Source organism: Streptomyces sp. NPDC056835 (assembly GCF_042789485.1).
In the GTDB taxonomy this organism is placed as follows: domain Bacteria; phylum Actinomycetota; class Actinomycetes; order Streptomycetales; family Streptomycetaceae; genus Streptomyces.
Window position 1 is genome coordinate 53,666 of the sequence record NZ_JBHUBB010000040.1, and the last position, 22,066, is coordinate 75,731.

A 22,066-nucleotide genomic window follows, 5' to 3' on the forward strand; every position below is an offset into this window, starting at 1 on the left:
GGCTCATGACCGGCGCAGCTCAACGGAGACGGCGGCCAGCGCCAGCGGTCCGGGCGCGAGGAGCGCCAGCGGCGGCAGCGCCCAGACGATCGCGACGCAGAGCACCAGAGCCACCGCGATCAGTACGGACCCGGCCGGATCGGCGGCCGAGCGGCGGGCGGCGCCCCGTACGGCCGCGGGCCAGCTGCGCCGCGCCGCCGGGTGCGCGGCGGCCCGTACCCCCACGACCAGCGCCCCCGCCCCGACGGCGGCCAGCGCGACCGAGACGGCGGCGGCCCCCGGCAGTCCGGCCCCGGCCAGCGCGAGATCCAGCAGGAACAGCGCACCGAGCGCGAGCGCCACCGCGCCGGCGGTGAGCGTACGGGCGACGCCGTGTGCCCGGAGCGCGTCCCGGTACCGGCCGGCGGTCGCCGTCCGTTCCGTACGGGCGCGGTCCCGCAGTACGCGGGAGCCGGCGGCCAGCGCGGCCGGGGCGGTGACGAGCGGCAGACTCGCCACCGTCGTGAACAGACCGACGGCGAGCATGTCGGCGAAGAGCGCGAAGCGCGGGCCGAACAGCTCCCCGGCCTCGCGGCGGTCGTACGGCGTGGACGCGGCCGGACGGATGCCCATGGCGCTCATCCCTTCAGCCCGGAGGTCGCCATGCCCTGTACCAGATAGCGCTGGAACGCGGCGAAGAAGAGCACGATCGGCAGCAGCGAGATCACCGACATCGCGAACATCGGGCCGAACGCCGACTGGCTCGACTGGTCCACGAAGTTCCGCAGAGCCAGGGTGATGGTGAACTTCTCCGGGTCGAACAGATAGATCAGCTGGGTGAAGAAGTCGTTCCAGCTCCAGATGAAGGTGAAGATCGCCGTGGTGATCAGCGCCGGACGGGTCAGCGGCAGCACCACGGACCGGAAGGAGCGGAACGGCCCGCAGCCGTCGATCCTGGCCGCCTCCTCCAGCTCGCGGGGCAGCCCTCGCATGAACTGCACGATCAGGAAGACGAAGAACGCCTCCGTGGCCAGGAACTTCGGCAGTACCAGCGGCCAGTAGGTGTCCACCATGCCGAGCTGGTTGAAGATGATGTACTGCGGGATCAGCACCGCGTGGTGCGGAAGCATCATCGTGGCGACCATGAAGCCGAACATGACACCACGCATCCGGAACCGCAGCCGGGCGAAGGCGTACGCGGCCAGCGAGCACGAGATGACATTGCCGAGCACCGAACCCGCTGAGATCAGCAGCGAGTTGGTGAGGAGAGTGGAGACCTTCACCCCGCTCACCCCGTCCAGGGCGGTGCTGTAGTTGCTCCACTCCAGCCGGCTCGGCAGCAGTTTCAGACTGGTCAGGACCTCGTCGGCCGGTTTGAGCGAGGTGGCGAGCAGCCACACCAGCGGATAGAGCAGGACCAGCAGAATCAGGGCTGCGGCCAGATGCGGGGCGATACGGCGGCCGCGGTGACCGGTACCGGTACGGGCGCTCCGCTTGCCGATGGCGGCGGTGGACATCAGGCCCCCTCGTTGGCGTAGAAGACCCAGGAGCGTGACGTCCTGAAGAGCACGACGGTCACCGCTCCGATCCCGAGCAGCAGCGCCCACGCCATGGCGGAGGCATAGCCCATGTGCGAGGCGGAGAAGCCGCGTTCGTACAGATAGAGCGTGTAGAACATGGTCGAGTCGGCGGGGCCGCCCTTGCCCCCGCTGATCGCGAAGGCGGGGGTGAAGACCTGGAACGACTGGATGGTCTCCAGCACCAGATTGAAGAAGAGGACCGGGGAGAGCATGGGCAGGGTGACGGAGACGAACTGCCGCCACCGCCCGGCGCCGTCGAGCGCCGCCGCCTCATAGAGATCGCCCGGTATCTGCTGGAGCCCGGCCAGGAAGATCACCATCGGCGCGCCGAACTGCCAGACGGCCAGCAGCGCCACGACGAGGACCGACAGATCGGGGTCGGCGACCCAGCCCCCGGTGTGGATACCGATCCGGGAGAGCAGATCGTCGACCGTACCGCCGTCGTTGTACAGCGCCCGCCACACCAGCGCGATCGACATACTGGCACCGAGCAGGGACGGGGCGTAGAAGGCGGAGCGGTAAAAGCCCTTGCCGGAGCGCATGTTCCTGAGCAGCAGCGCGACCCCGAGGGCGAGGGCCAGCTTCAGCGGGACCGCCACCACCACGAAGACCAGCGTGGTGCCGACCGAACGCCAGTAGCGGGGATCCTCGAAGAGCATGTCCGTGTAGTTGCGCAGCCCGACCCATGTGGGGGCGTCGAAGAGGTTGTAGTCCGTGAAGGAGAGATAGAGCGAAACGGCCATCGGCGCGAGCGTCAGCAGGACGACGCCGAGGATCCAGGGGGAGAGGAAGACATAGGCGGGGCCCTGGCGTTCACGGCGCGGGGCACGCCGGGGCTCGCGGGTGGTACGCCGGGGCTCGCGCGCGGTGGCCGGGGGCGGAACCGAGGACACGGTCCGCCGTGGATCTCCGGTGAGGCTCATCGCAGCTCCCTCTCCGCCTCGGCGACGAACTCCCGGGCCGCCTCGGCGGGACTCCGCATGCCGTGGATCACCTGCTGGTAGACCCGGGTGAAGGAGACCTGGAGCACCACATCACCCCGGGGTGGTGCCATCGGCGGGGGATCGACACCGTACGCGGCGATCTTCTTGCCGTAGTCGAAGGCCTCCTTCTCCGGCCCCCGCAGGTCCGTGCCGATCGACCGCGCGATATCGCGGTTGGGCGGGGTGGAGCGGGTGACCCCGAGGATCTTCCCGGCCTCGGGGTCATTGAGCAGGAAGTCCGTCAACGCCGCCGCCTCCTTGGGGTGTTCGGTGTTGGCGCCTGCCCCGATCAGGACGGAGGGCTTGAAGTACTGTCCCGCCCTGCCGTCCACCGTGGGGACGGGAGCGAGATGGACGTCGTCGCCCATCAGCGGCGCATAGCCGAGGAACGGCCCGTCCCAGTTGAAGTCGGTGGCGGCCAGACCGCGCCCCATCGGGCCGTCCTCGATCGCTCCGCCGATCTGGGAGGTGTCCTTGGCGTGCGAGGCCGTGCCCTCCTCGCGCAGACCGTTGGTGAAGGTCCAGAACTCGGTGAGATCCTCGGCGGTGAAGCCCAGCCGGTGCTGGGAGGCGTAGAGCTTCTTGCCGTGCCCGCGCAGCCAGTTCTCGAACGCGTCCTCGTTCACCCCGATGTCGGTGAGACCGGTGTACGGACGTCCGTCCGGGCCCTTCAGCCCGAGCGCGCTGATCGCGCGGCCCGCGTCGGCCCACTCCTCCCAGGTCCAGCCGGGCTCCGGCGCCTTGAGCCCGGCCTTCGTGAACACCGTGGCGTCATAGGCGAATCCGGTGGAACCCTGCCCCATCGGCAGCGCGTACTGACCGGGGCCGTAGCGGCCCGTGGCGACCAGACCCGGGTTCATCGCGCCGGTGCGGAGCGTGCCGTCCTTGATGTACGGGGTGAGGTCGAGCAGCGTGCCGCTCCCCGCGTACTGGGATATCTGGCGGTAGTCGAGCTGGGCGACATCGGGCAGATCGCCGCCCGCGGCCTGGGTGGCGAGTTTCTGGACGTACGCCTCGTAGCCGGCGAAGGACGTCCGTACCGTCACGCCCGGATGACTCTTCTCGAAGAGGCGTACCGCCTCGTTGGTGCGCTGGGCGCGGTTCTCATTGCCCCACCAGCTGAAGGTGAGGGTGATTCCGCCGCCCTTGACGGATCCTCCGCCGGAACAGCCGGTCAGCAGCAGGACGAGCGCGGTGAGTGCGGAGAGTGCGGAGAGTGCCGTCAGGGCGGCGGTGCGGGGCGGGCCGAGCGGTCTCATGACCGTGCCTCCTGGTGAACGTTCTCTGACATCGTTGTCGGAAAGCGCTTTCTCCAGGAAACCTAGGGTTAACGCACGGTGCCGGTCAAGGACCGGTTCCGTATTGGCCGACCGCCGGGCGGCGCGGGACGGCCGCCCGGCGGCGGTCGGTCAGGACATCACAACCGGTCCGCCAGCCAGGCCAGTTGGACGGCCTCCTGGTACGGGCCGCCGCCCTCGTGGTCGTTGAAGTCGTACACCTCGATCGACTTGTCCTCGTGCGCGTAGGCGTTGAAGGCCCCGAAGACCGTGGACGGCGGGCAGGTCTCGTCCTCCAGGCCCACCGAGAACAGCGCCGGAGCCCGGCCGCGCGCCGCGAAGTGCACCCCGTCGAAGTAGCTGAGCGTCCGCCAGGCTTCCGCCGTCCTGCCGCGATAGGTCTTGAGGTAATTGCCCACCTCCCGGTACGGAGTGCGGTCGCTGATCGTCGTCGCGCGCGGGAAGTCGCAGAGGAACGGCACATCGGTCACTATCGCCGCCAGATCCGGCACCAGCCCGCCCACCGCGAGCGTGATCCCGCCGCCCTGGCTGGTGCCCAGGGCGACCGTGCGCGAGGCATCGGCGAGGGGGTGGGAGCGCGCGGCCTCCACGGCGCGTACCGCGTCGGCGAAGACTCGCCGGTAGTAGAACGCGTACGGGTCCTCGATGCCCCGGGTCAGAAAGCCGGGGTAAGAGGAGGCGCTGCCCACCGGGTCGGGGGTGTCACCGCCGTTCCAGCCGCCGCCCTGTCCCCGGGTGTCCATCACGAAGTGCGCGAAACCGGCCGAGCCCCAGAGCAGATGGGTGTGCGGCAGGCCGCGCCCGCCGCCGTAACCGAGGTACTGCACCGCCACGGGCAGAGGCTCGGACGTACCGGCGGGCAGGACGAACCAGCCCTTGACCGGATGGCCGCCGAATCCCGCGAAGGTCACATCGAACACATCCAGCGTGGCCAACGCCGTCGGGACGCGCTCGAAGCGGGCGTTGAGATCATGGCCGCGCGTCTCGGCGAGGGTGGCGGCCCAGAACCGGTCGAAGTCCTCGGGCTCCGTGGACCGGCTCCGGTAGCCGCGGAGTTCGTCGAGGGGCAGGTCGAACAGGGACATATAAGGCCACCTTGCTGAGGAGTGCGGGTCACAAGAGACGGAAGACCACACCGTACGGGGCGATCACCGGCACCCGCGGACCGCGTCTGTCGCTACGGGACCCGGCCGCCGCGCCGGGTTACGTACCGCCACCACGCGCACTCACGCGTCCGACACCGAGTCGAAGTCGACCTCGTCGCGCCCGATGCCCTGGGCGTCCGCGTCCACCGAGCGGCGCAGCGCCTCGTGCAGCTTCGCCGGGGTCAGCACACCGGCGAAACGCGCCCCTTCAAGCACCGCCACCCACCCCGCGTCATGCTGGAGCATCTCGCTGAACGCCTGCTTCAGCGGGGACCCGAGCGGAACCCACGCCTCCATCCGGCGGGCGAGATCACCGACCGAGCCGCGCTCCCCGGCCTGCGCGAGCGCGTCGGCGGAGACCCAGCCGTGCAGTTCGCCGTCCCCGTTCAGCACCACCGCCCAGCGGGCCCGCTGGGCGCGCATCCGTGCCGCCGCGTCCCGGGCCGGCTCATCGGTCCTCGCGACCGGCGGCTCCTCCAGATCGGCCGGCTCCACGGCGGTCACCGAGAGCCGCTTCAGCCCCCGGTCCGCGCCCACGAACCGGGCTACATAGGGCGTGGCGGGGGTACCGAGGACCGCCCCCGGCCTGTCGTACTGCTCGATACGGCCCTCCCCGTACACCGCTATCCGGTCCCCCATCCGCACCGCTTCCTCGATGTCGTGCGTCACCATCAGCACCGTCTTGCGCACCGTCGCCTGGAGCTTCAGGAACTCGTTCTGCAGTCGCTCGCGCACCACCGGGTCCACCGCGCCGAACGGCTCGTCCATCAGCAGCACCGGGGGATCGGCGGCCAGGGCGCGGGCCACCCCCACCCGCTGGCGCTGCCCGCCGGACAGCTGCGCCGGATAGCGCGGACCGTATATCGCGGGGTCGAGCCCCACCAGATCGAGCAGTTCCGCCGCCCGCTCGCGCGCCTTCGCCTTCTTCCAGCCGACCAGGGTCGGCACCGTCGCGGTGTTGTCGAGTATCGTCCGGTGCGGGAAGAGCCCCACCTGCTGGATGACATAGCCGATCCGGCGGCGCAACTGGACCGGGTCGACCCCCGATATGTCCCGGCCCTCGACGAAGACGCGCCCCGAGGTGGGCTCGATCAGCCGGTTCACCATCATCATCGTGGTCGTCTTGCCACAGCCGGAAGGTCCCACCAGCGTCACCAGTTCGCCCTCGTCGACATCGAAGGACAGCTCGTCGACGGCGGCCGTTCCGTCCGGGTAGACCTTGCTGACCTGCTCGAACCGGATCATGACCTCACGCTAGGAGCGGGCGGGCCGTCGCGCGCGCGGGCCGGGACTGTCCGGGGAACCGTGTGCCCGCTGAACGGAGAGCGCCCCGCGTCCGTACAGCTCGGCACCAGCCGTCGTGGAGTGGGACGGTTCGGAGTGGGGCGGCCTCGGCCGGGCCGCGCCCCGTGTGCTGAACTGTCCGACGTGACTTGCCCCGGGAGGGGCGCGTGACCGGCCCCGGAAGGGGCGAGCGAGAACAGGAGCCCCCTTGACCAGCTACCGCCAGCCCGGCGTCGTGCTCACCGACCACCGCTTCACGGTCCCCCTGGACCACGGCGATCCGTCGGGGGAGCGGATCGAGCTGTTCGCCCGTGACGTCGTCGCGAGCGCGCGGGCGGAGGCGGATCTGCCCTGGCTGGTGTATCTGGAGGGCGGGCCGGGCTTCGGCGCGCGCCGGTTCATCGGCCGGCAGGCGTGGCTCGGCCGCGCCCTGAAGGAATTCCGGGTGCTCCTCCTCGACCAGCGCGGCACCGGCCTCTCCGCCCCCGTCAACCGGCAGACCCTGCCCCTGCGCGGCGGTCCGGAGCAGCAGGCCGACTATCTCGCCCACTTCCGCGCCGACTCCATCGTGCGGGACTGCGAGACGATACGTCCGCTGCTGACCGGCGGCGCCCCCTGGACCGTGCTCGGCCAGAGCTTCGGCGGCTTCTGCGCCACCCACTATCTCTCCACCGCGCCCGAGGGCCTGGAGACCGTGCTGATCACCGGCGGGCTCCCCTCGCTGGACGCCACGGCCGACGAGGTCTACCGCGCCGCGTACCCGCGCGTCGCGCGCAAGGTGGAGGCGTTCTACTCCCGCTATCCGCAGGACATCGGCGCGGCCCGCCGGATCGCGGAGTACCTGGCCGAGCACCGGCCCGTACTCCCCACCGGCTACCGCCTCACGCCCGAGGCGTTCCAGTCCCTGGGGATCATGCTCGGCGGCGGCGACGGCAGCCATCAGCTGCACTATCTGCTGGAGAACGCCTTCGTCCGAACACCGCGGGGCCCGGAGCTCTCCGACGCGTTCCAGGAGAATGTGGCCGCCGCCCTCTCGTACGCCGGACATCCGCTGTACGCCGTGCTCCACGAGGCGATCTACGGCCAGGACGGCCGGCCGACGCGGTGGGCCGCCGAGCGGGTGCGCGGCGAGTTCGCGCGGTTCGACGCGGCCAAGACCCTCGCCGGGGAAGGGCCGTTGTACTTCACCGGCGAGTCCATCCACCCCTGGCACTTCGACTGCGACCCCGCGCTGCGCCCGCTGCGAGAGGTCGCCGAACTGGTCGCGGCCCGTACCGACTGGAGCCCGCTCTACGACCCCGCCCGGCTGGCCGCCAACGAGGTACCGGTCGCCGCGGCCGTCTACCACGACGACATGTATGTCGACACGGAACACTCCCTGCGCACCGCGCGCGCGATCCGCGGGCTGCGGACCTGGGTGACCGACGAGTACGAGCACGACGGACTGCGGGCGGGCGGTCCGCACGTGCTGGACCGGCTGCTCACCCTCGTACGCGACGAGGCTTAGCGGCCGCGGGGATAGGTGGGGTGGCGCGCTGAAGTGGACGGGGAGCTGGGTGATCTTGGACGGCTGAATCGGCGTCCGAAGGAACGTGTCCGAGTTGGGTGCGTGGCACGCCCACGTAGGGGTCCGTAATGTCATATTGCGGAAATGGTCCCGACGAAAGGCGTGTCATGAAATTCGCGGTCATCGGCGGTACCGGGCTGATCGGGTCGCAGGTCGTCAGTAATCTGAATGCCGCCGGGCATGAGGCGGTACCGCACTCGCGGTCCACCGGAGCCGACATCATCAGCGGACAGGGACTGGACGAGGCGGTGGCGGGAGCCGACGTCGTCGTCAACCTGGCGAACTCCCCGACCTTCGACGAAGCCTCCCCGGCCTTCTTCGAGACCTCGATGGGCAACCTTCTGGCCGCGGCGCGGAAGGGCGGCGTCGGCCACTTCGTCATCCTCTCGATCGTCGGCGCCGACCAGGTGCCGGAGCTGGACTACTACCGGGCCAAGGTGCTCCAGGAGCACCTGCTCGCGGCCGGGCCGATCCCCTACTCGATCGTCCGGGCGACGCAGTTCATGGATTTCATGGACGCCGTCCTGTCCTGGACCGCCGACGGCGACACCGTCCGGTTGCCCGCCACACCGATCCAGCCGATCGCCTCCAAGGACGTGGCCGACGCGGTGGCGGAGGTCGCCGCGGGCGCCCCGCTGAACGGCATCCGCGACATCGCCGGCCCCGAGATCTTCTCCCTGGACGAGCTGGGCCGGTTCATCCTGTCCCGTAAGGGCGACAGCCGCACGGTCGTTACCGACCCCACCGCCGGCATGTTCGCCGTCGTCAAGGGTGACGTCCTCACCGACAAGGACGCTCACCTCGCCCCCACCCGCTACGCCGACTGGCTCTCCTGACTCGCTCGCGCCCTCTCGGGCACGCGGACCGCGGGGTGCCGAGCCCTTGCCCGTCGTACCAGGTCATGGCCGGTCCCACCGGACTCGCCGAGCGGATGCCGGGCGCCGGGTGGACAATGTCCCGAAGGGGACCGGTGCCCTGCCGTGTGCGAAGCCGGAGCGAGCGGGTGGATCCCGAACGCGGGAGGTGGTTGGCATGCTGCTGCCGGACAGACATCTGGTGGCCGATCTGCTGGCCCGATACCGGGCCTGGGAACGGCTGGTGCTCGCCGATCCGCTCGATGAGGACACACGCGGACGGTTCGAGGACGTGGCGTACACCCTCTGTGTGCTGATGGGACAGCGCACCGCACGTGAGGCGATCTGGCAGGCGGAGGCATATCTGCGCCGGATCAGGCCCGTTCCGCTCTTCCCGGAGGGAACGAAGCCCGTAGCGCCGGGAGTCAAGCGGTAGGACGTGTCCGAGTCTTAGGACCTGTCAGTGTGCCGAGCACATGTGCCGGCCCAGCGCGGCGGCCCGGCACATGTCGTTGCCGCTCCGGCGACCGATGATGCAATGGCCCCATGGACGACGACGCCCGGCTCGAAGAAGTACTGAACGAAGTGGGACCCCGGCTTCGCAAGATCCGGCAGGAGCGCGGCGCCACACTGAGCGCCCTGTCCGAGGCCACCGGTATCTCGGTGAGCACTCTCTCGCGGCTGGAGGCGGGCCGCCGCCGCCCCAGCCTCGAACTGCTGCTGCCCATCGCCCGGGCCCATCAGGTCCCGCTCGACGAACTGGTCGGCGCGCCGCATGTCGGTGACCCCCGGGTGCGCGCCAAGCCGATCGTGCAGGGCAACCGTACGATGCTCTCGCTCACCCGCCAGCCGGGCGGGCTGCACGCGTACAAGATCATCATCAACCCCTCGCTGGACGACGACCGCGAACAGCGGACCCATGAGGGGTACGAGTGGCTCTATGTGCTGGCGGGCCGGCTGCGGCTGCGCCTCGGCGAGCACGATGTGGTGCTCGGCGCGGGGGAGGCGGCCGAGTTCGACACGCACGTACCGCACTGGTTCGGACCGGCCGTGGACGCGCCGGTGGAGATCCTGAGCCTGTTCGGTCCGCAGGGCGAGCGGATGCACGTACGGGCACGGCCGAAGGCGTCCTGAGGGGCGGATCGCGGGCGGGTTGTTCTCCGGCGGGATGTTCCCAGTGAGGCAAGCGACTGCTTAGTATGCGCACGAGTGCGGTACTGCCCATCGTGTGTGGAGGCCCCGAATGCAGGCATGGCGAGTGCACCGGAACGGCGAGCCCGGCGAGGTGATGCGGCTCGAAGAGGTGGAGCGTCCCGTGCCCGGCGAGGGACAGGTCCCGCTGCGGGTCCGGGCGGCGAACATCAACTTCCCGGACGCCCTGCTCTGCCGGGGTCAGTACCAGATCCGGCCGCCGCTGCCCTTCACCCCTGGCGTGGAGATCTGCGGCGAGACGGAGGACGGACGCCGGGTCATCGCCACGCCCGCGCTGCCGCACGGCGGCCTGGCCGAGTATGTGGTCGCCGACGCGGCCGCGCTGCTGCCCGCGCCCGAGGCGCTGGACGACGCGGCGGCGGCCCTGCACATCGGCTACCAGACGGGCTGGTTCGCACTGCACCGGCGGGCGCGGCTCCAGCCGGGGGAGACCCTTCTCGTCCACGCGGCGGCCGGCGGGGTCGGCAGCGCGGCCGTACAGCTCGGGAGGGCGGCCGGGGCCACCGTCATCGGTGTCGTCGGAGGTCCGGACAAGGCGCGGGTGGCCCGGGAGCTGGGCTGTGACCTGGTGATCGACCGCCGTGCGGACGACCTCGTCGGCGCGGTCAAGGAGGCCACCGGCGGCCGGGGGGCGGATGTCGTCTTCGACCCGGTGGGCGGCGACGCCTACACCAAGTCCACCAAGTGCGTGGCCTTCGAGGGCCGCATCGTGGTCGTGGGCTTCGCGAGCGGCGCGATCCCCACCGCGGCCCTCAATCACGCGCTGGTGAAGAACTACTCCATCATGGGCCTGCATTGGGGCCTCTACACCACCAAGGACCCGGCGGCGGTGGCCGGTTGCCACCAGGAGCTGACCGCTCTCGCGGCCCGGGGCGCGATCAAGCCGCTCATCAGCGAGCGGGTCCCCATGAAGGACGCCGCGGACGCGGTCCAGCGGGTCGCCGACGGCATCACCACCGGACGCGTGGTCGTCCTCCCGGAGGGCGGTGCCCGATGACGGACGCCGCCGAACTGCGTTCCCTCACCCGGAAGTTGCTGGCCGGCCATCCGCCGGCCGACACCGACCGCACCGATTTCCTCAAGGCACGCTTCGACGCCGGACTCGCCTGGGTGCACTACCCGGCGGGGCTCGGCGGGCTCGACGCGCCGCGCTCGCTCCAGGCGGTCGTGGACGCCGAGTTGGCCGCGGCGGGCGCCCCCGACAACGATCCGCGCCGGATCGGCATCGGCCTCGGCATGGCGGCGCCGACCATCCTCCGCTACGGCACCCAGGAGCAGAAGGAACGCTTCCTGCGGCCCCTGTGGGTCGGTGAGGAGGTGTGGTGCCAGCTGTTCAGCGAGCCCGGCGCCGGCTCCGACCTGGCCGCGCTCGGAACCCGCGCGGTACGCGACGGCGACTCCGTCTCCGGCGACTGGATCGTCAACGGGCAGAAGGTATGGACCTCCAGCGCCCATGTCGCCCGCTGGGCCATCCTCATCGCCCGTACCGATCCGGACCTGCCCAAGCACCGGGGCATCAGCTACTTCCTCTGCGATATGACCGACCCCGGTGTCGAGGTGCGGCCGCTGCGTCAGATCACCGGCGAGGCCGAGTTCAACGAGGTCTTCCTGACCGGCGTACGCATCCCCGACGCGCACCGCCTCGGTGAGATCGGCGAGGGCTGGAAGGTCGCCCGGACCACCCTGATGAACGAGCGCGTCTCCATCGGCGGCGCCCGCCTGCCCCGCGAGGGCGGCATGATCGGTACCGTGGCCCGCACCTGGCGCGAACGGCCCGAGCTGCGCACCCATGAGCTGCGGCAGCGGCTGCTCACCCTCTGGGTGGAGGCGGAGGTCGCGCGGCTGACCGCGGAGCGGCTGCGTCAGCAACTCGTCGCCGGACAACCGGGCCCCGAGGGCAGCGGGATGAAGCTCGCCTTCGCCCGGCTCAACCAGGAGATCAGCGGTCTGGAGGTGGAACTCCTCGGGGAAGAGGGCCTGTTGTACTCCGACTGGACCATGCGCAGGCCGGAGCTGGTCGACTTCACCGGACGGGACGCCGGCTACCGCTATCTGCGCGCGAAGGGCAATTCCATCGAGGGCGGTACGAGCGAGGTACTGCTGAACATCGTCGCGGAACGCGTGCTCGGCCTGCCCTCGGAGCCGCGCGATGACAAGGACGTCGCCTGGAAGGACCTGGCCCGATGACCGAGGCTTCCCCCGATCTGCTCTACTCGGACACCGAGGACGATCTGCGCGCGGCCGTACGGTCGTTGCTCACCGACCGTGCCGATGTACCGGCGGCGCTCGTCCGCGCCGAGGCGGGAGATCCGTACGATCCGCAGCTGTGGACCTCGCTCGCCGCCGGGATCGGCGCGTCGGGGCTGCTCGTCCCGGAGAAGCTCGGCGGCCAGGGCGCCGGCCATCGCGAGGCCGCGGTCGTACTGGAGGAACTGGGCCGTGCCGTCACGGCCGCGCCGTATCTCACCAGCTCCGTGGTGGCGACCGAGACGCTGCTCGCCTGCGACGGGGAGAGCACCGAGAGCACGGACGTCGCGGGTCTGCTCACCGCGCTCGCCCACGGCCACCGGGTCGCGGTGCTCGCGGTGCCGCTGTCCACCGCCCCGGACGGACCACTGCCCGCCGGCGCGGGAACGGTGAGCGGGGTCGCCGACGCCGTACGCGCCGATGTCCTGCTCGTGGTCCGTCACGACGGGCTGTACGCGGTCGAGACCGCCTCGCCCGGGGTCACCGTCGAGCCGCTGACCCCACTCGATCTGACCCGGCCGCTCGCCGCGGTCACCGTCGACCCCGCCGCCGGGATCCGGATCGCCGAGGCGCCCGCGGCGCAGGCCGCCGTACGCCGTGGACTGCTGGCGGGGGCGGGGCTGCTCGCCTCCGAGCAGCTCGGTATCGCCGAGTGGTGTCTGGAGGAGACCGTCAGGCACACCCGTGAGCGCAAGCAGTTCAACCGGCCGATCGGGTCCTTCCAGGCGCTCAAGCACCGTATGGCGCAGCTGTGGCTGGAGGTCGTCTCGGCCCGCGCGGCGGCCCGCAACGCCGCCGACGCGCTGGCCACCGGGGGCCCGGAAGCCCCCCTCGCGGTAGCCCTGGCACAGGCGTACTGCGGACGGGTCGCCGTGCACGCGGCCGAGGAATGCGTCCAGCTGCACGGCGGAATCGGGATGACCTGGGAACATCCCGCGCATCTGTATCTCAAGCGCGCCAAGTCCGATGAGATCGCCTTCGGTTCGCGGGGGCGGCACCAGGAGACGCTGGCCGCGCTCGTCGATCTGCCCGGACCCCGGTAGCCGATCCGCCCGGCCCCCGGCGGCGGGCCACGGCCGGGACGGCTGGACAAGCACCCCTTTACTTGCTGTTTAATTGCGAACTGATCGCAATAACAGATGATCTTCAATAGGGGTGGACGCATGACGGCCCGACGATCGATACGCGGCACGGCCGCCGCGGTGCTGGCCGGAGCGCTGGCCCTCACCGCGGTGGCCTGCTCGAATCCGGGTGGCTCGGGCACGGGTGGCGGGGCGAAGGACTCGGTGGTCGTCGGCATCGCCTACGAACCCGACAGCCTCAGCCCGCTCCTCGGCTACGGCAAGGACGGCAATTCCAAGATCTTCGACGGGCTGCTCGCCTACGACGCCGGGATGCGGCTCAGGCCCGCGCTCGCCACCGCCCTGCCGACGGTGAGCGACGACGGGCTGACCTATACGTACCAGCTGCGCGAGGGCGTGAAGTTCAGCGACGGCAAGCCCTTCGGCGCCAAGGACGTCGTCTTCACATACCGCACCATCCTGGACGAGAAGACCAACAACGCGTCCAGGACCGAGCTGGCCGCCGTCAAGGACGTCACCGCCCGGGGCGAGCACACCGTCGTCTTCACCCTGAAATACCCCTACGCGCCGTTCGACCGGCGGACCGTCCTGCCCATCGTGCCCGCGCACATCGCGGGCGAACAGGACGTGAACACCGGACCGTTCACCACGAAGCCCGTCGGCACCGGCCCCTATCTCCTCACCGGCTGGTCCAAGGGCGAGAAGATCAGCTTCAAGGCCAACCCGGACTACTGGGGCGGCGCGCCCAAGGTGAAGAAGTTCACCATGGCGATCATCAAGGACGACGACGTCCGCGCCACCCGGCTGCGCGCCGGCGAACTCGACAGCGCGATCCTGCCGCCCAACCTCGCCAAGGGTTTCGCCGAGGACAGCGGCCGCGAGACCTACGAGGCCACGACCTACGACTACCGCACCGTCACCCTGCCGACCCACCACAAGGTCACCGGCGACACCGCCGTCCGCAGGGCCCTCGACATCGCCGTCGACCGCCGGACCATGGTCGACCAGATCCTCCTCGGCGCGGGCAAGCCGGCCTACGGCCCGGTCCCCACCGACAGTGAATGGTTCGCCCGGGGCACCGAGCGCCGCTTCGACCTCGAAGGGGCGCGGCGCATCCTCGACGAAGCGGGCTGGAAGCCCGGCGAGGACGGCGTCCGCGTCAAGGACGGGGTGCGCGCCGCCTTCCCGCTCTGGTACCTCACCGGCGACAAGCTCCGCCAGGAACACGCCCTCGCCTACGCCTCCGACGCCAAGAAGGCGGGGATCGACATCACGACCCAGGCGGGCACCTGGGAGGTCATCGAACCGCGGATGAGGCAGGACGCCGTCCTGGCCGGCGGCGGCTCGCCGGGCGATCCGGACTTCGACCAGTACACCCTGCTCAAGTCCTCCCTCGCGGGCGACGGCTTCAACAACATGGCGTGGTACGACAATCCGGTCGTCGACCGGGCCCTCGACGACGGCCGCGAGAACGGCGAACAGGCCGCGCGCAAGGCCGCGTACGACACCGTCCAGCGGGAACTGGTGAAGAACCCCGGGTACACCTTCCTCACCCATATCGACCACCTCTACGTGGTGAACGACCGCTGGGACGGGCTGTCCACGCAGACCGAGCCGCACGACCACGGACTGGCGTCGGGCCCCTGGTGGAACATCGAGGACTGGACGCCCAAGAAATGAGCCGCGGCCTCCCCTGGGGGGCGATGGGGCGGATGGCGGGGCGACGGCTTCTGTTCGCCGCCCCGGTCCTCCTCGTGGTGACCTTCGGCGTGTTCGCCGTCGCCGCGGCCTCGCCCTTCGACCCTGTGAAGGCGTACGCGGGCACCGCCGGCCTCACCGCCTCGCAGGAGAACCTTGACCAGCTCCGGGTCAACCTCGGAGTGGATCAGCCACTGGTCCAACGCTGGTGGAACTGGCTGACCCACGCGCTCGGCGGCGACCTCGGGGACTCCTCCGTACTGCGCGCGCCCGTCTCCGCCGTGATCGGCGAGCGGATCGGCTGGTCCACGCTGCTCGCCGTCACGGCCTTCGCCGTCGCCGTCCTGCTCGGCACCGCCCTCGGCGTGCTCGCCGCGCGCAGGCCGGGCGGCCCGCTCGACCGCTGCGCCGGCTCGGCCGCGTACGTTCTGGAGGCCGCGCCCGCCTTCTGGCTCGGGCTGCTCGCGATCTGGTTCTTCGCGGTCACTCTCGGCGTGCTCCCGGCGGGCGGGCTCACCGACGCGGCGAGCGACACCGTCACCTTCGGGCAGGTCGCCTCGCATCTGGTGCTGCCCGCCGCCGTGCTGGGCGTCTCCCAACTGCCCTGGTTCTTCCTCTATGTACGCCAGGGGGTCAGCGACGCGCTCGCCGAGGACCCCGTACGCGGTGCCCGCGCCCGCGGGCTGAGCGAACGCACCGTACTGCTCGGCCATGCCCTGCGCTCCGGCATGCTGCCGATGCTGACCCTCATCGGCTCCCGGGTGCCCGAACTCATCACCGGCGCGCTGCTCGTCGAGACGGTCTTCAGCTGGCCGGGGATCGCAGCCGCCACCGTGCAGGCGGCCACCTCCGTGGACTTCGCTCTGCTCGCCGCGCTCACGGTGCTCGCCACCTTCGCCGTGCTGATCGGGAACCTGCTCTCCGATCTGCTCTACGGACTCGCCGACCCGAGAGTGGGTTTCGATGGCTGACACCACCGCCGAGCCGGTCACCAACGACGCGGCCACCAGCAAGCCGACAACCAACAAGCCGGTCACCAACGGCCAGGTCACCAACGGCTCGGTCACCACCGAGCCGGACTGGCGCTCGCACGGGCGCACCCGCCGCTCCACCCGCACGGTCCGGGTCCGTATCTCCGCCACCATCGTGGCGGCCGTGGCGCTCGCCGTACTCGTCGTACCGCTGCTCGTCCCTCTCGACCAGCAGGCCGTCGACCTGGCCAGGAAACTCCAGCCGCCCTCCTTGGCGCATCCGTTCGGCACGGACGACCTCGGCCGCGATCTGCTGCTGCGCTGCGTCTACGGGCTGCGCGTCTCCCTGCTGGTCGGACTCGTCGCGGCGCTCGTCGCCACCGTCATCGGTACGGCGGTCGGCGCGGCGGCCGCGGCCTTCGGCGGCTGGACGGACCGGATCGTCATGCGGCTCGTGGACACCTTCTCGTCCGTACCGCATCTGCTCCTCGGCATCTTCATCGTCGCCATGTTCCGGCCCGGCGTCTGGCCGGTGATCGTGTCCGTGGCGCTCACCCACTGGCTCTCCACCGCCCGTATCGTCCGGTCGGAGGTGCTTTCGCTGCGTGCGCGTCCGTATATCGACGCGGCCATCTCGGGCGGCGCGTCGCGTCGGCGCGTCATCGGCCGCCATCTCCTGCCCGGCGTCATGCCGCAGGCCGGACTCGCGGCCGTACTGATGGTGCCGCACGCGATGTGGCACGAATCCGCGCTCTCGTTCCTCGGGCTCGGCCTGCCCAGCCATCAGGCGAGCCTCGGCAATCTGGTGCAGACCGCGCGCGGCTCGCTGCTCGCGGGCGACTGGTGGCCGACGCTCTTCCCCGGGCTGTTCCTGATCGTTCCGACCCTCGCCCTCGCGGGTCTCGCGGGTGCCTGGCGGGAACGGATCAATCCGCGCCGCCGATCGGAGCTGATGCTGTGACCATGCCCTCTCCGGCGGTCCCGCCGACCGGTCCCGTCGCGCCCGCCGAACTCGCCGAGCCCGTGGCAACTGTCGAGCCCGCTGCTCCCGCTGAGTCCGATGCTCGCGCCGACTCCGATGCTCGTGCTGAGTCCGCTGCTCGCGTTGAGTCCGTGCCGCCCGTGCTGTCCGCGCGGGGGCTCGGCGTCCGCTTCCGGATGCGCGGAGGCCGGCACATCGCCGCCGTCACCGACGCCGGCTTCGATCTCGGGGCGGGGGAGTGCCTTGCCCTCGTCGGTGAGAGCGGCTGCGGGAAGTCCGTCCTCGCCTCCGCCCTGCTCGGACTCCTGCCCGGCAACGCCCAGACCACCGGCTCCGCCGTCCTGGACGGCATCGATCTGCTCGCCGCCGACGAGCGCACGCTCGCGCGGACGGTACGGGGACGGCGCGTCGGCCTCGTACCGCAGAGCCCCGCCGCCCATCTCACGCCCGTGCGTACGGTACGGGCCCAACTGGAGGAAACCGTAAGGGAACTGACTGGTACGCGCGGGCGGGAACTCCAGCGGGCCGCCGAGGCCGCCGCCGACCGCGCGGCCTTCCCCGCCGGCCATCTCGACCGCTATCCGCACGAGCTCTCCGGCGGTCTCGCCCAGCGCGCCGCGACCGCCCTCGCCCTGATCGGGGACGCCCCGCTGCTGCTGGCCGACGAGCCGACCACCGGACTCGACCGGGATCTCGTGGACCGTACGGCCGACGAACTGCGACGGCACACCGACGAGGGCCGCGCCCTGCTGATGATCACCCACGATCTGGCCGCAGCCGAGCGGATCGCCGACCGCGTCGCCGTGATGTACGCCGGACGGATCGTCGAACTCACCGACGCGCGAGGGTTCTTCGGGGAACCGGGGCCGCGTCACCCCTATGCGCGCGGACTGCTCGACGCCCTGCCGGAGCGCGCGTTCACCCCCATCCCCGGGCTGCCGCCGGAACTGGGCGAGCTGCCCGCGGGCTGTGCCTTCGCACCGCGCTGCGGGAGCGCCACCGACTTGTGTGCCACGCCACCGCCCTTCACGGACGGACTCGCCTGTCACCACCCCCGGGACAGTTCCGGCGAAAGACCCGACGAGAGACCCGACGAGAGCGCCGAGGAGACCGTCCGTGCTTGAACTCCGCTCCATCACCGCCGGATACGAGCGGCGCGCCCCCGTCGTCCGGGACGTGTCCCTCACCCTCGCGCCCGGCGCGTCGCTCGGGCTGCTCGGCCCCAGCGGCTGCGGCAAGTCCACCCTCGCCAGGGTCGCGGCGCTGCTGCACCGGCCCGACGCGGGGACCGTCACGGTCGACGGCCAGCGCGTGGCCGGCTGGCGCCACCGGGCCCCGCGGGCACAGCGGACCGCGATCGGCGTGGTCTTCCAGCAGCCACGGCTCTCGGCGGATCCCCGGCTGCGGCTCAGCGAGTTGATCGCCGAGCCGTTGCGCGCCACCGGCCGCGGGGCGGACCTCACCGCGCGCGTCGGCGAGTTGGCCCGCGCGGTCGGGCTCACCGGTGAACTGCTTGGCCGCCGCCCGCACGAGGTCAGCGACGGCCAGCTGCAACGCGCCTGTCTGGCACGCGCGTTGGTGCTGCGCCCGCGCTGGCTGGTCTGTGACGAGATGACCGCGATGCTCGACGCCTCCACCACGGCCGCGCTGGTCGCCGTCGTCGAGGAGTACCGCCGCGAACACGGCGCCGGCCTGCTCGCCGTCGGTCACGACCGTGTCCTGCTGGAACGTTGGTGCGACCGTACGGTCCGCTGGACGGAGATCACCGGAACCGGCTGAAGCGCGGATGGCGGGTGGGCGAACTCTGCGTAGGACGATATCGGCCGGGCCATGACAGGGCCGATACTCGCCAGGACCGAGCCCATCCGCGCCCACCCGAGCCCGGCCACGTCCGGTCAGGCCCGACCAAGCTCCACCGCGCTCCACCGCACCCTCGCGCCCCATCGCGTCCCCCGGAGGCATCATGGCCCTCACCACCCGCCGCAGAGCCGTCAGCACGTTCGCCGCCGCGCTCGCGGGAGCCGTCGCGGCACCCGCGTACGCACAGGCGTCCTCGCGGACAGAGCGCGGCGTCGACGGCCCCCGGCCGCTGCGCCAGGCTCACGCCCACAACGACTATCTGCACCCCCGTCCCCTGCTCGACGCCCTGTCGCACGGCTTCACCAGCGTGGAAGCCGATGTCTTCCTGGTCGACGGCGAGCTGCTGGTCGCCCACGAGGCCACCGAACTCGACCCGGCGCGCTCCCTCCGCGGGCTCTACCTCGATCCGCTCCTGGCGCGGGTGCGGGCCAACCACGGCTCCGTGTACCGGGGTTACCACCGGCCGGTGCAGCTGCTCATCGACATCAAGGCGGACGGCGTCGCCGCCTACGCCGAGCTGCACCGCCAACTGACCGACTACCGCTCGATGCTGAGCCGTTACGCCAACGGCTCGGTGCGCGCGGGCGCGGTCACCCCCGTCATCTCCGGCGACCGCTCGGCCCGCGCCCCGATGGAGGCGCAGCGCGTACGGTACGCCTTCTACGACGGGCGGCTCGATGACCTCGGGACGGCGGCCCCGGCCTCCTTCGTCCCGCTCATCAGCGGGAATTGGACGCAGAGCTTCAGCTGGCAGGGCGTGGGCGCGTTCCCCGCCGCCGAACGCGCCGAGCTGCGACGCATCGTCGACGCCGCCCATTCGCGCGGCCAGCGCGTGCGCTTCTGGAGCACGCCCGATCTCCCGGGGCCCGCACGGGACGCCGTCTGGACCGAGTTGCTGGCCGCCGGGGTCGATCACCTCAATACGGATGACCTCGCGGGCCTCGAACGCTTCCTGCGTCAGCACCGTCCGTAGTCCGTAGCGGGGAACCCGAGGTCAACCACCCGTACGGCGGACACGCAAGTCGGGATACCCGGCCTCCTCCTCCGCCACACTGGCGGCCGAATGCCGCGATCCGGTGCGGCGGAGGAGGTTCTCGATGGCTATTTCGATCTCAGTGATTCTGCTTCTGGTGATCCTCGCGGTGGTCTTCCTGCGCAATGGGGGACTGAAGTTCTCACACGCGACGGTCTGCGTCCTGCTCGGCTTCTTCCTCGCCGGCACGAGCATGGCGCCGACCATCGCGAACGGGATCTCCACCACGGCCGGCGTGGTCAGCGGCCTCCGCCCCTGACCGCCCGCCCGCGTCCCGGGACCTATGTCCCCACCAGCCGCGACCTGATGAGGAAGCGCACCCCCTCGGGGGCCTCCAGGGAGAAGCCACTGCCGCGTCCCTTCACCACATCGACGATGAGCCGGGTGTGCCGCCACGCCTCGTATTGGCTCACCGACATCCAGAAGGGCGCCGGCTCGGCGACCCCCTCGACCTCCAGGGACTGGAGCAGTACGTCGGAGCCGCCCGTACGGAACTCACCGTCCGGATAACACATGGGCGCGCTGCCGTCGCAGCAGCCGCCCGACTGGTGGAACATCAGCGGCCCGTGGTCCGCCCGCAGCCGCCGGATCAGTTCGGCGGCCGCGGGGGTCACCTCGACGCGCGGCTCCAGTGGTTCCTGTGGTGCCCGTGGTGCCCGTGGTTCCTGTGCGGAAGTCTGCTCGTCCATGGTATCTCCGCCGCCGTCGGTCATCGATCCGCGGTCATCGATCCGCGCCTTCAGGGACTCAGTCAACTCCCCGCGACGTTGCGAGACGGTTGCACGCGGACGACACTCGGGGACCGGGTCCCGGTCCCAAGTATCGGACAGGTACCCGCCCGCCGCGACAGGGCCGCGTCGGCCCGTCAGCCGGGGGTGCCGCCCCGTACGACGTATTCCCGGTCATCACACCGGAGCATCGATAGCGGGGACGTTGTGTCAGCGTGGACCTGCGTGGACCTGCCCCGACGGCATCGTGGCCGTCATGGGGCCGTGGTCCCAACCCGGCACCCACTGGGGCGGATTGGCGTGGTGCGATCATGAGACCGGATATCCACACGCGATCCCCGCTGATCCCGATACGCACCCATAAGGAGACGTTCATCATGCCTGTGCCCGCCGACGCGACAGTCGTCCATCCGATGCCCGATCAGCCGCGAGTGGTGCTGCTCAGGCCGCTGGTGAAGTCGCCGCTGATCGAGGTCGGGGAGTACTCCTACTACGACGACCCGGACGACCCGACGGCGTTCGAGACACGCAACGTGCTCTACCACTACGGCCCGGAGAAACTGGTCATCGGTAAGTTCTGCGCGCTGGGCACGGGCGTCCGGTTCATCATGAACGGTGCCAACCACCGCATGGACGGCCCGTCCACCTTCCCCTTCCCGACCATGGGCGGCTCGTGGGCCGAGCATTTCGACCTGCTCACCGGCCTGCCGGGGCGCGGTGACACCGTCGTCGGCAACGATGTCTGGTTCGGCTACGACACGATGGTGATGCCCGGCGTACGGATCGGCCACGGCGCGATCATCGGCTCCGGCGCCGTGGTCACCGCGGACGTGCCCGACTACGGGATCGTCGGCGGGAACCCGGCCCGGCTCATCCGTACCCGCTACAGCGAAGAGGACGTGGCCCGGCTCCTGGCGGTGGCCTGGTGGGACTGGCCGGCGGAACACATCACCGAGCATGTGCGAACGATCATGTCGGGCAGCATCGCCGACCTCGAAGCCGCCACCCCGGACAGCTCTCGTACACCTCGTACATGACACCGTGAGATCGTCGGGAGACCGTCGAGCCGAGCACCGGCTTCGTTAGGATCTCCCACTCCCGGCTGTTGGAGGATGCCATGAGCGAACGCCTTGTTCACACCGTCGAAGTGCCTCTGGAGGAGGGCGGTGACGAGATGATCCGGGTGCAGATCCGTGAGGTGGACGAAACCCTCGTCCGGGTCGGCCGCGGGGGCCGCTCCGTGGCGCGGGCCGAGCGGTCGTTCGGTCAAATGCTGGACACCGTACGGCCCGTGGCGGAGAGCTTCGTGGGGCGGTTGCGCGGGATGGCGAACTCGCCGGACGAGATCACTCTGGAGTTCGGGGTGTCGCTGTCGGCGGAGGCCGATGTCGTCATAGCCAGTACCGCGACGGCCGCGAATTTCTCGGTGAGTCTGACGTGGAACAGGAGTGATGTGACGGCCTCGACGCCCGCCGGTGACGCCGCGCGCTGATCCGCCAGGGATTGCGGGACAGCCCTTGGACCGCGGCCCGCGCCCCCCCCCCCCCGCCCGGGCGGGGGGGC

General features: G+C 70.9%; 23 protein-coding genes. 16 read left to right on the top strand and 7 right to left on the bottom strand.

What is annotated here, in order from left to right; genetic code table 11:
* Positions 1 to 3: 3 nt before the first annotated feature.
* From ACFRMN_RS33405 to ACFRMN_RS33430, 6 genes are all read right to left on the bottom strand, one after another.
* Positions 4 to 612: a hypothetical protein gene (locus ACFRMN_RS33405; RefSeq protein WP_383026897.1), complete on the bottom strand. Its 609-nt coding sequence runs from the start codon at positions 610 to 612 to the stop codon at positions 4 to 6.
* 5 nt (positions 613 to 617) lie between these two features.
* On the bottom strand, positions 618 to 1,496 hold the full coding sequence (locus tag ACFRMN_RS33410; RefSeq protein ID WP_383026900.1) for a carbohydrate ABC transporter permease: 879 nt from the start codon (positions 1,494 to 1,496) through the stop codon (positions 618 to 620).
* A complete protein-coding gene (locus ACFRMN_RS33415; protein WP_383026903.1) occupies positions 1,496 to 2,482 on the bottom strand; it encodes a carbohydrate ABC transporter permease in 987 nt (328 codons plus the stop codon). The genes ACFRMN_RS33410 and ACFRMN_RS33415 overlap by 1 nt, the downstream gene beginning before the upstream one ends.
* Positions 2,479 to 3,801, bottom strand: a complete 1,323-nt coding sequence (locus tag ACFRMN_RS33420) for an ABC transporter substrate-binding protein (RefSeq protein ID WP_383026906.1) — start codon at positions 3,799 to 3,801, stop codon at positions 2,479 to 2,481. The genes ACFRMN_RS33415 and ACFRMN_RS33420 overlap by 4 nt, the downstream gene beginning before the upstream one ends.
* A 158-nt stretch (positions 3,802 to 3,959) precedes the next feature.
* Positions 3,960 to 4,925, bottom strand: a complete 966-nt coding sequence (locus tag ACFRMN_RS33425) for an acetylxylan esterase (RefSeq protein WP_383026909.1) — start codon at positions 4,923 to 4,925, stop codon at positions 3,960 to 3,962.
* Positions 4,926 to 5,066: 141 nt separating this feature from the next.
* Positions 5,067 to 6,230 (bottom strand): ABC transporter ATP-binding protein, encoded by a 1,164-nt coding sequence (locus ACFRMN_RS33430; RefSeq protein WP_383026911.1) that lies wholly within the window; start codon positions 6,228 to 6,230, stop codon positions 5,067 to 5,069.
* A 247-nt stretch (positions 6,231 to 6,477) separates the two neighbouring features.
* Here ACFRMN_RS33430 and ACFRMN_RS33435 point away from each other — a divergent pair, with 247 nt between their 5' ends.
* The 14 genes from ACFRMN_RS33435 (at position 6,478) to ACFRMN_RS33500 (ending at position 20,034) form a co-directional block, all read left to right on the top strand.
* The gene (locus tag ACFRMN_RS33435) at positions 6,478 to 7,776 is read left to right on the top strand and encodes an alpha/beta fold hydrolase (protein WP_383026914.1); all 1,299 of its coding nucleotides are present in this window, start codon (positions 6,478 to 6,480) and stop codon (positions 7,774 to 7,776) included.
* A gap of 167 nt (positions 7,777 to 7,943) precedes the next feature.
* Positions 7,944 to 8,672 (top strand): SDR family oxidoreductase, encoded by a 729-nt coding sequence (locus ACFRMN_RS33440; protein ID WP_383026917.1) that lies wholly within the window; start codon positions 7,944 to 7,946, stop codon positions 8,670 to 8,672.
* A 196-nt stretch (positions 8,673 to 8,868) separates the two neighbouring features.
* On the top strand, positions 8,869 to 9,126 hold the full coding sequence (locus ACFRMN_RS33445; protein ID WP_383026920.1) for a DUF5133 domain-containing protein: 258 nt from the start codon (positions 8,869 to 8,871) through the stop codon (positions 9,124 to 9,126).
* Between the two features lie 110 nt (positions 9,127 to 9,236).
* Positions 9,237 to 9,824: a helix-turn-helix domain-containing protein gene (locus ACFRMN_RS33450; protein ID WP_383026923.1), complete on the top strand. Its 588-nt coding sequence runs from the start codon at positions 9,237 to 9,239 to the stop codon at positions 9,822 to 9,824.
* Between the two features lie 109 nt (positions 9,825 to 9,933).
* Entirely contained in the window at positions 9,934 to 10,899 is a 966-nt protein-coding gene (locus ACFRMN_RS33455) for an NADPH:quinone oxidoreductase family protein (protein WP_383026926.1), read from the top strand.
* Positions 10,896 to 12,089, top strand: coding sequence for an acyl-CoA dehydrogenase family protein (locus ACFRMN_RS33460; RefSeq protein ID WP_383026928.1), 1,194 nt, complete (start codon positions 10,896 to 10,898; stop codon positions 12,087 to 12,089). Before ACFRMN_RS33455 ends, ACFRMN_RS33460 begins: the two co-directional genes overlap by 4 nt.
* Complete coding sequence (locus ACFRMN_RS33465; protein ID WP_383026931.1) at positions 12,086 to 13,192, top strand: acyl-CoA dehydrogenase family protein; 1,107 nt, start codon at positions 12,086 to 12,088, stop codon at positions 13,190 to 13,192. Before ACFRMN_RS33460 ends, ACFRMN_RS33465 begins: the two co-directional genes overlap by 4 nt.
* A gap of 120 nt (positions 13,193 to 13,312) precedes the next feature.
* Positions 13,313 to 14,911, top strand: a complete 1,599-nt coding sequence (locus tag ACFRMN_RS33470; protein ID WP_383026934.1) for an ABC transporter substrate-binding protein — start codon at positions 13,313 to 13,315, stop codon at positions 14,909 to 14,911.
* On the top strand, positions 14,908 to 15,900 hold the full coding sequence (locus tag ACFRMN_RS33475) for an ABC transporter permease (RefSeq protein ID WP_383026937.1): 993 nt from the start codon (positions 14,908 to 14,910) through the stop codon (positions 15,898 to 15,900). The genes ACFRMN_RS33470 and ACFRMN_RS33475 overlap by 4 nt, the downstream gene beginning before the upstream one ends.
* Positions 15,893 to 16,861 (top strand): ABC transporter permease, encoded by a 969-nt coding sequence (locus tag ACFRMN_RS33480; protein ID WP_383026940.1) that lies wholly within the window; start codon positions 15,893 to 15,895, stop codon positions 16,859 to 16,861. The genes ACFRMN_RS33475 and ACFRMN_RS33480 overlap by 8 nt, the downstream gene beginning before the upstream one ends.
* A gap of 197 nt (positions 16,862 to 17,058) precedes the next feature.
* Positions 17,059 to 18,006, top strand: a complete 948-nt coding sequence (locus ACFRMN_RS33485) for an ABC transporter ATP-binding protein (RefSeq protein ID WP_383026969.1) — start codon at positions 17,059 to 17,061, stop codon at positions 18,004 to 18,006.
* A complete protein-coding gene (locus tag ACFRMN_RS33490) occupies positions 17,999 to 18,661 on the top strand; it encodes an ABC transporter ATP-binding protein (RefSeq protein WP_383026943.1) in 663 nt (220 codons plus the stop codon). The genes ACFRMN_RS33485 and ACFRMN_RS33490 overlap by 8 nt, the downstream gene beginning before the upstream one ends.
* 184 nt (positions 18,662 to 18,845) lie before the next feature.
* Entirely contained in the window at positions 18,846 to 19,715 is an 870-nt protein-coding gene (locus ACFRMN_RS33495; RefSeq protein WP_383026946.1) for a phosphatidylinositol-specific phospholipase C/glycerophosphodiester phosphodiesterase family protein, read from the top strand.
* A gap of 124 nt (positions 19,716 to 19,839) precedes the next feature.
* Positions 19,840 to 20,034 carry a hypothetical protein gene (locus ACFRMN_RS33500; RefSeq protein ID WP_129767873.1) on the top strand — a complete coding sequence of 65 codons (195 nt, stop codon included), beginning with the start codon at positions 19,840 to 19,842 and terminating at the stop codon, positions 20,032 to 20,034.
* Positions 20,035 to 20,056: 22 nt separating this feature from the next.
* On the opposite strand, the gene ACFRMN_RS33505 is transcribed toward ACFRMN_RS33500, so the two are convergent.
* On the bottom strand, positions 20,057 to 20,464 hold the full coding sequence (locus tag ACFRMN_RS33505; protein WP_383026949.1) for a DUF779 domain-containing protein: 408 nt from the start codon (positions 20,462 to 20,464) through the stop codon (positions 20,057 to 20,059).
* Between the two features lie 416 nt (positions 20,465 to 20,880).
* Here ACFRMN_RS33505 and ACFRMN_RS33510 point away from each other — a divergent pair, with 416 nt between their 5' ends.
* Together ACFRMN_RS33510 and ACFRMN_RS33515 are read left to right on the top strand one after the other, a co-directional pair.
* Positions 20,881 to 21,540: a CatB-related O-acetyltransferase gene (locus ACFRMN_RS33510; RefSeq protein ID WP_383026952.1), complete on the top strand. Its 660-nt coding sequence runs from the start codon at positions 20,881 to 20,883 to the stop codon at positions 21,538 to 21,540.
* 80 nt (positions 21,541 to 21,620) lie between these two features.
* Positions 21,621 to 21,995 (top strand): CU044_2847 family protein, encoded by a 375-nt coding sequence (locus ACFRMN_RS33515; protein ID WP_383026955.1) that lies wholly within the window; start codon positions 21,621 to 21,623, stop codon positions 21,993 to 21,995.
* The last annotated feature ends 71 nt before the right edge of the window (positions 21,996 to 22,066 follow it).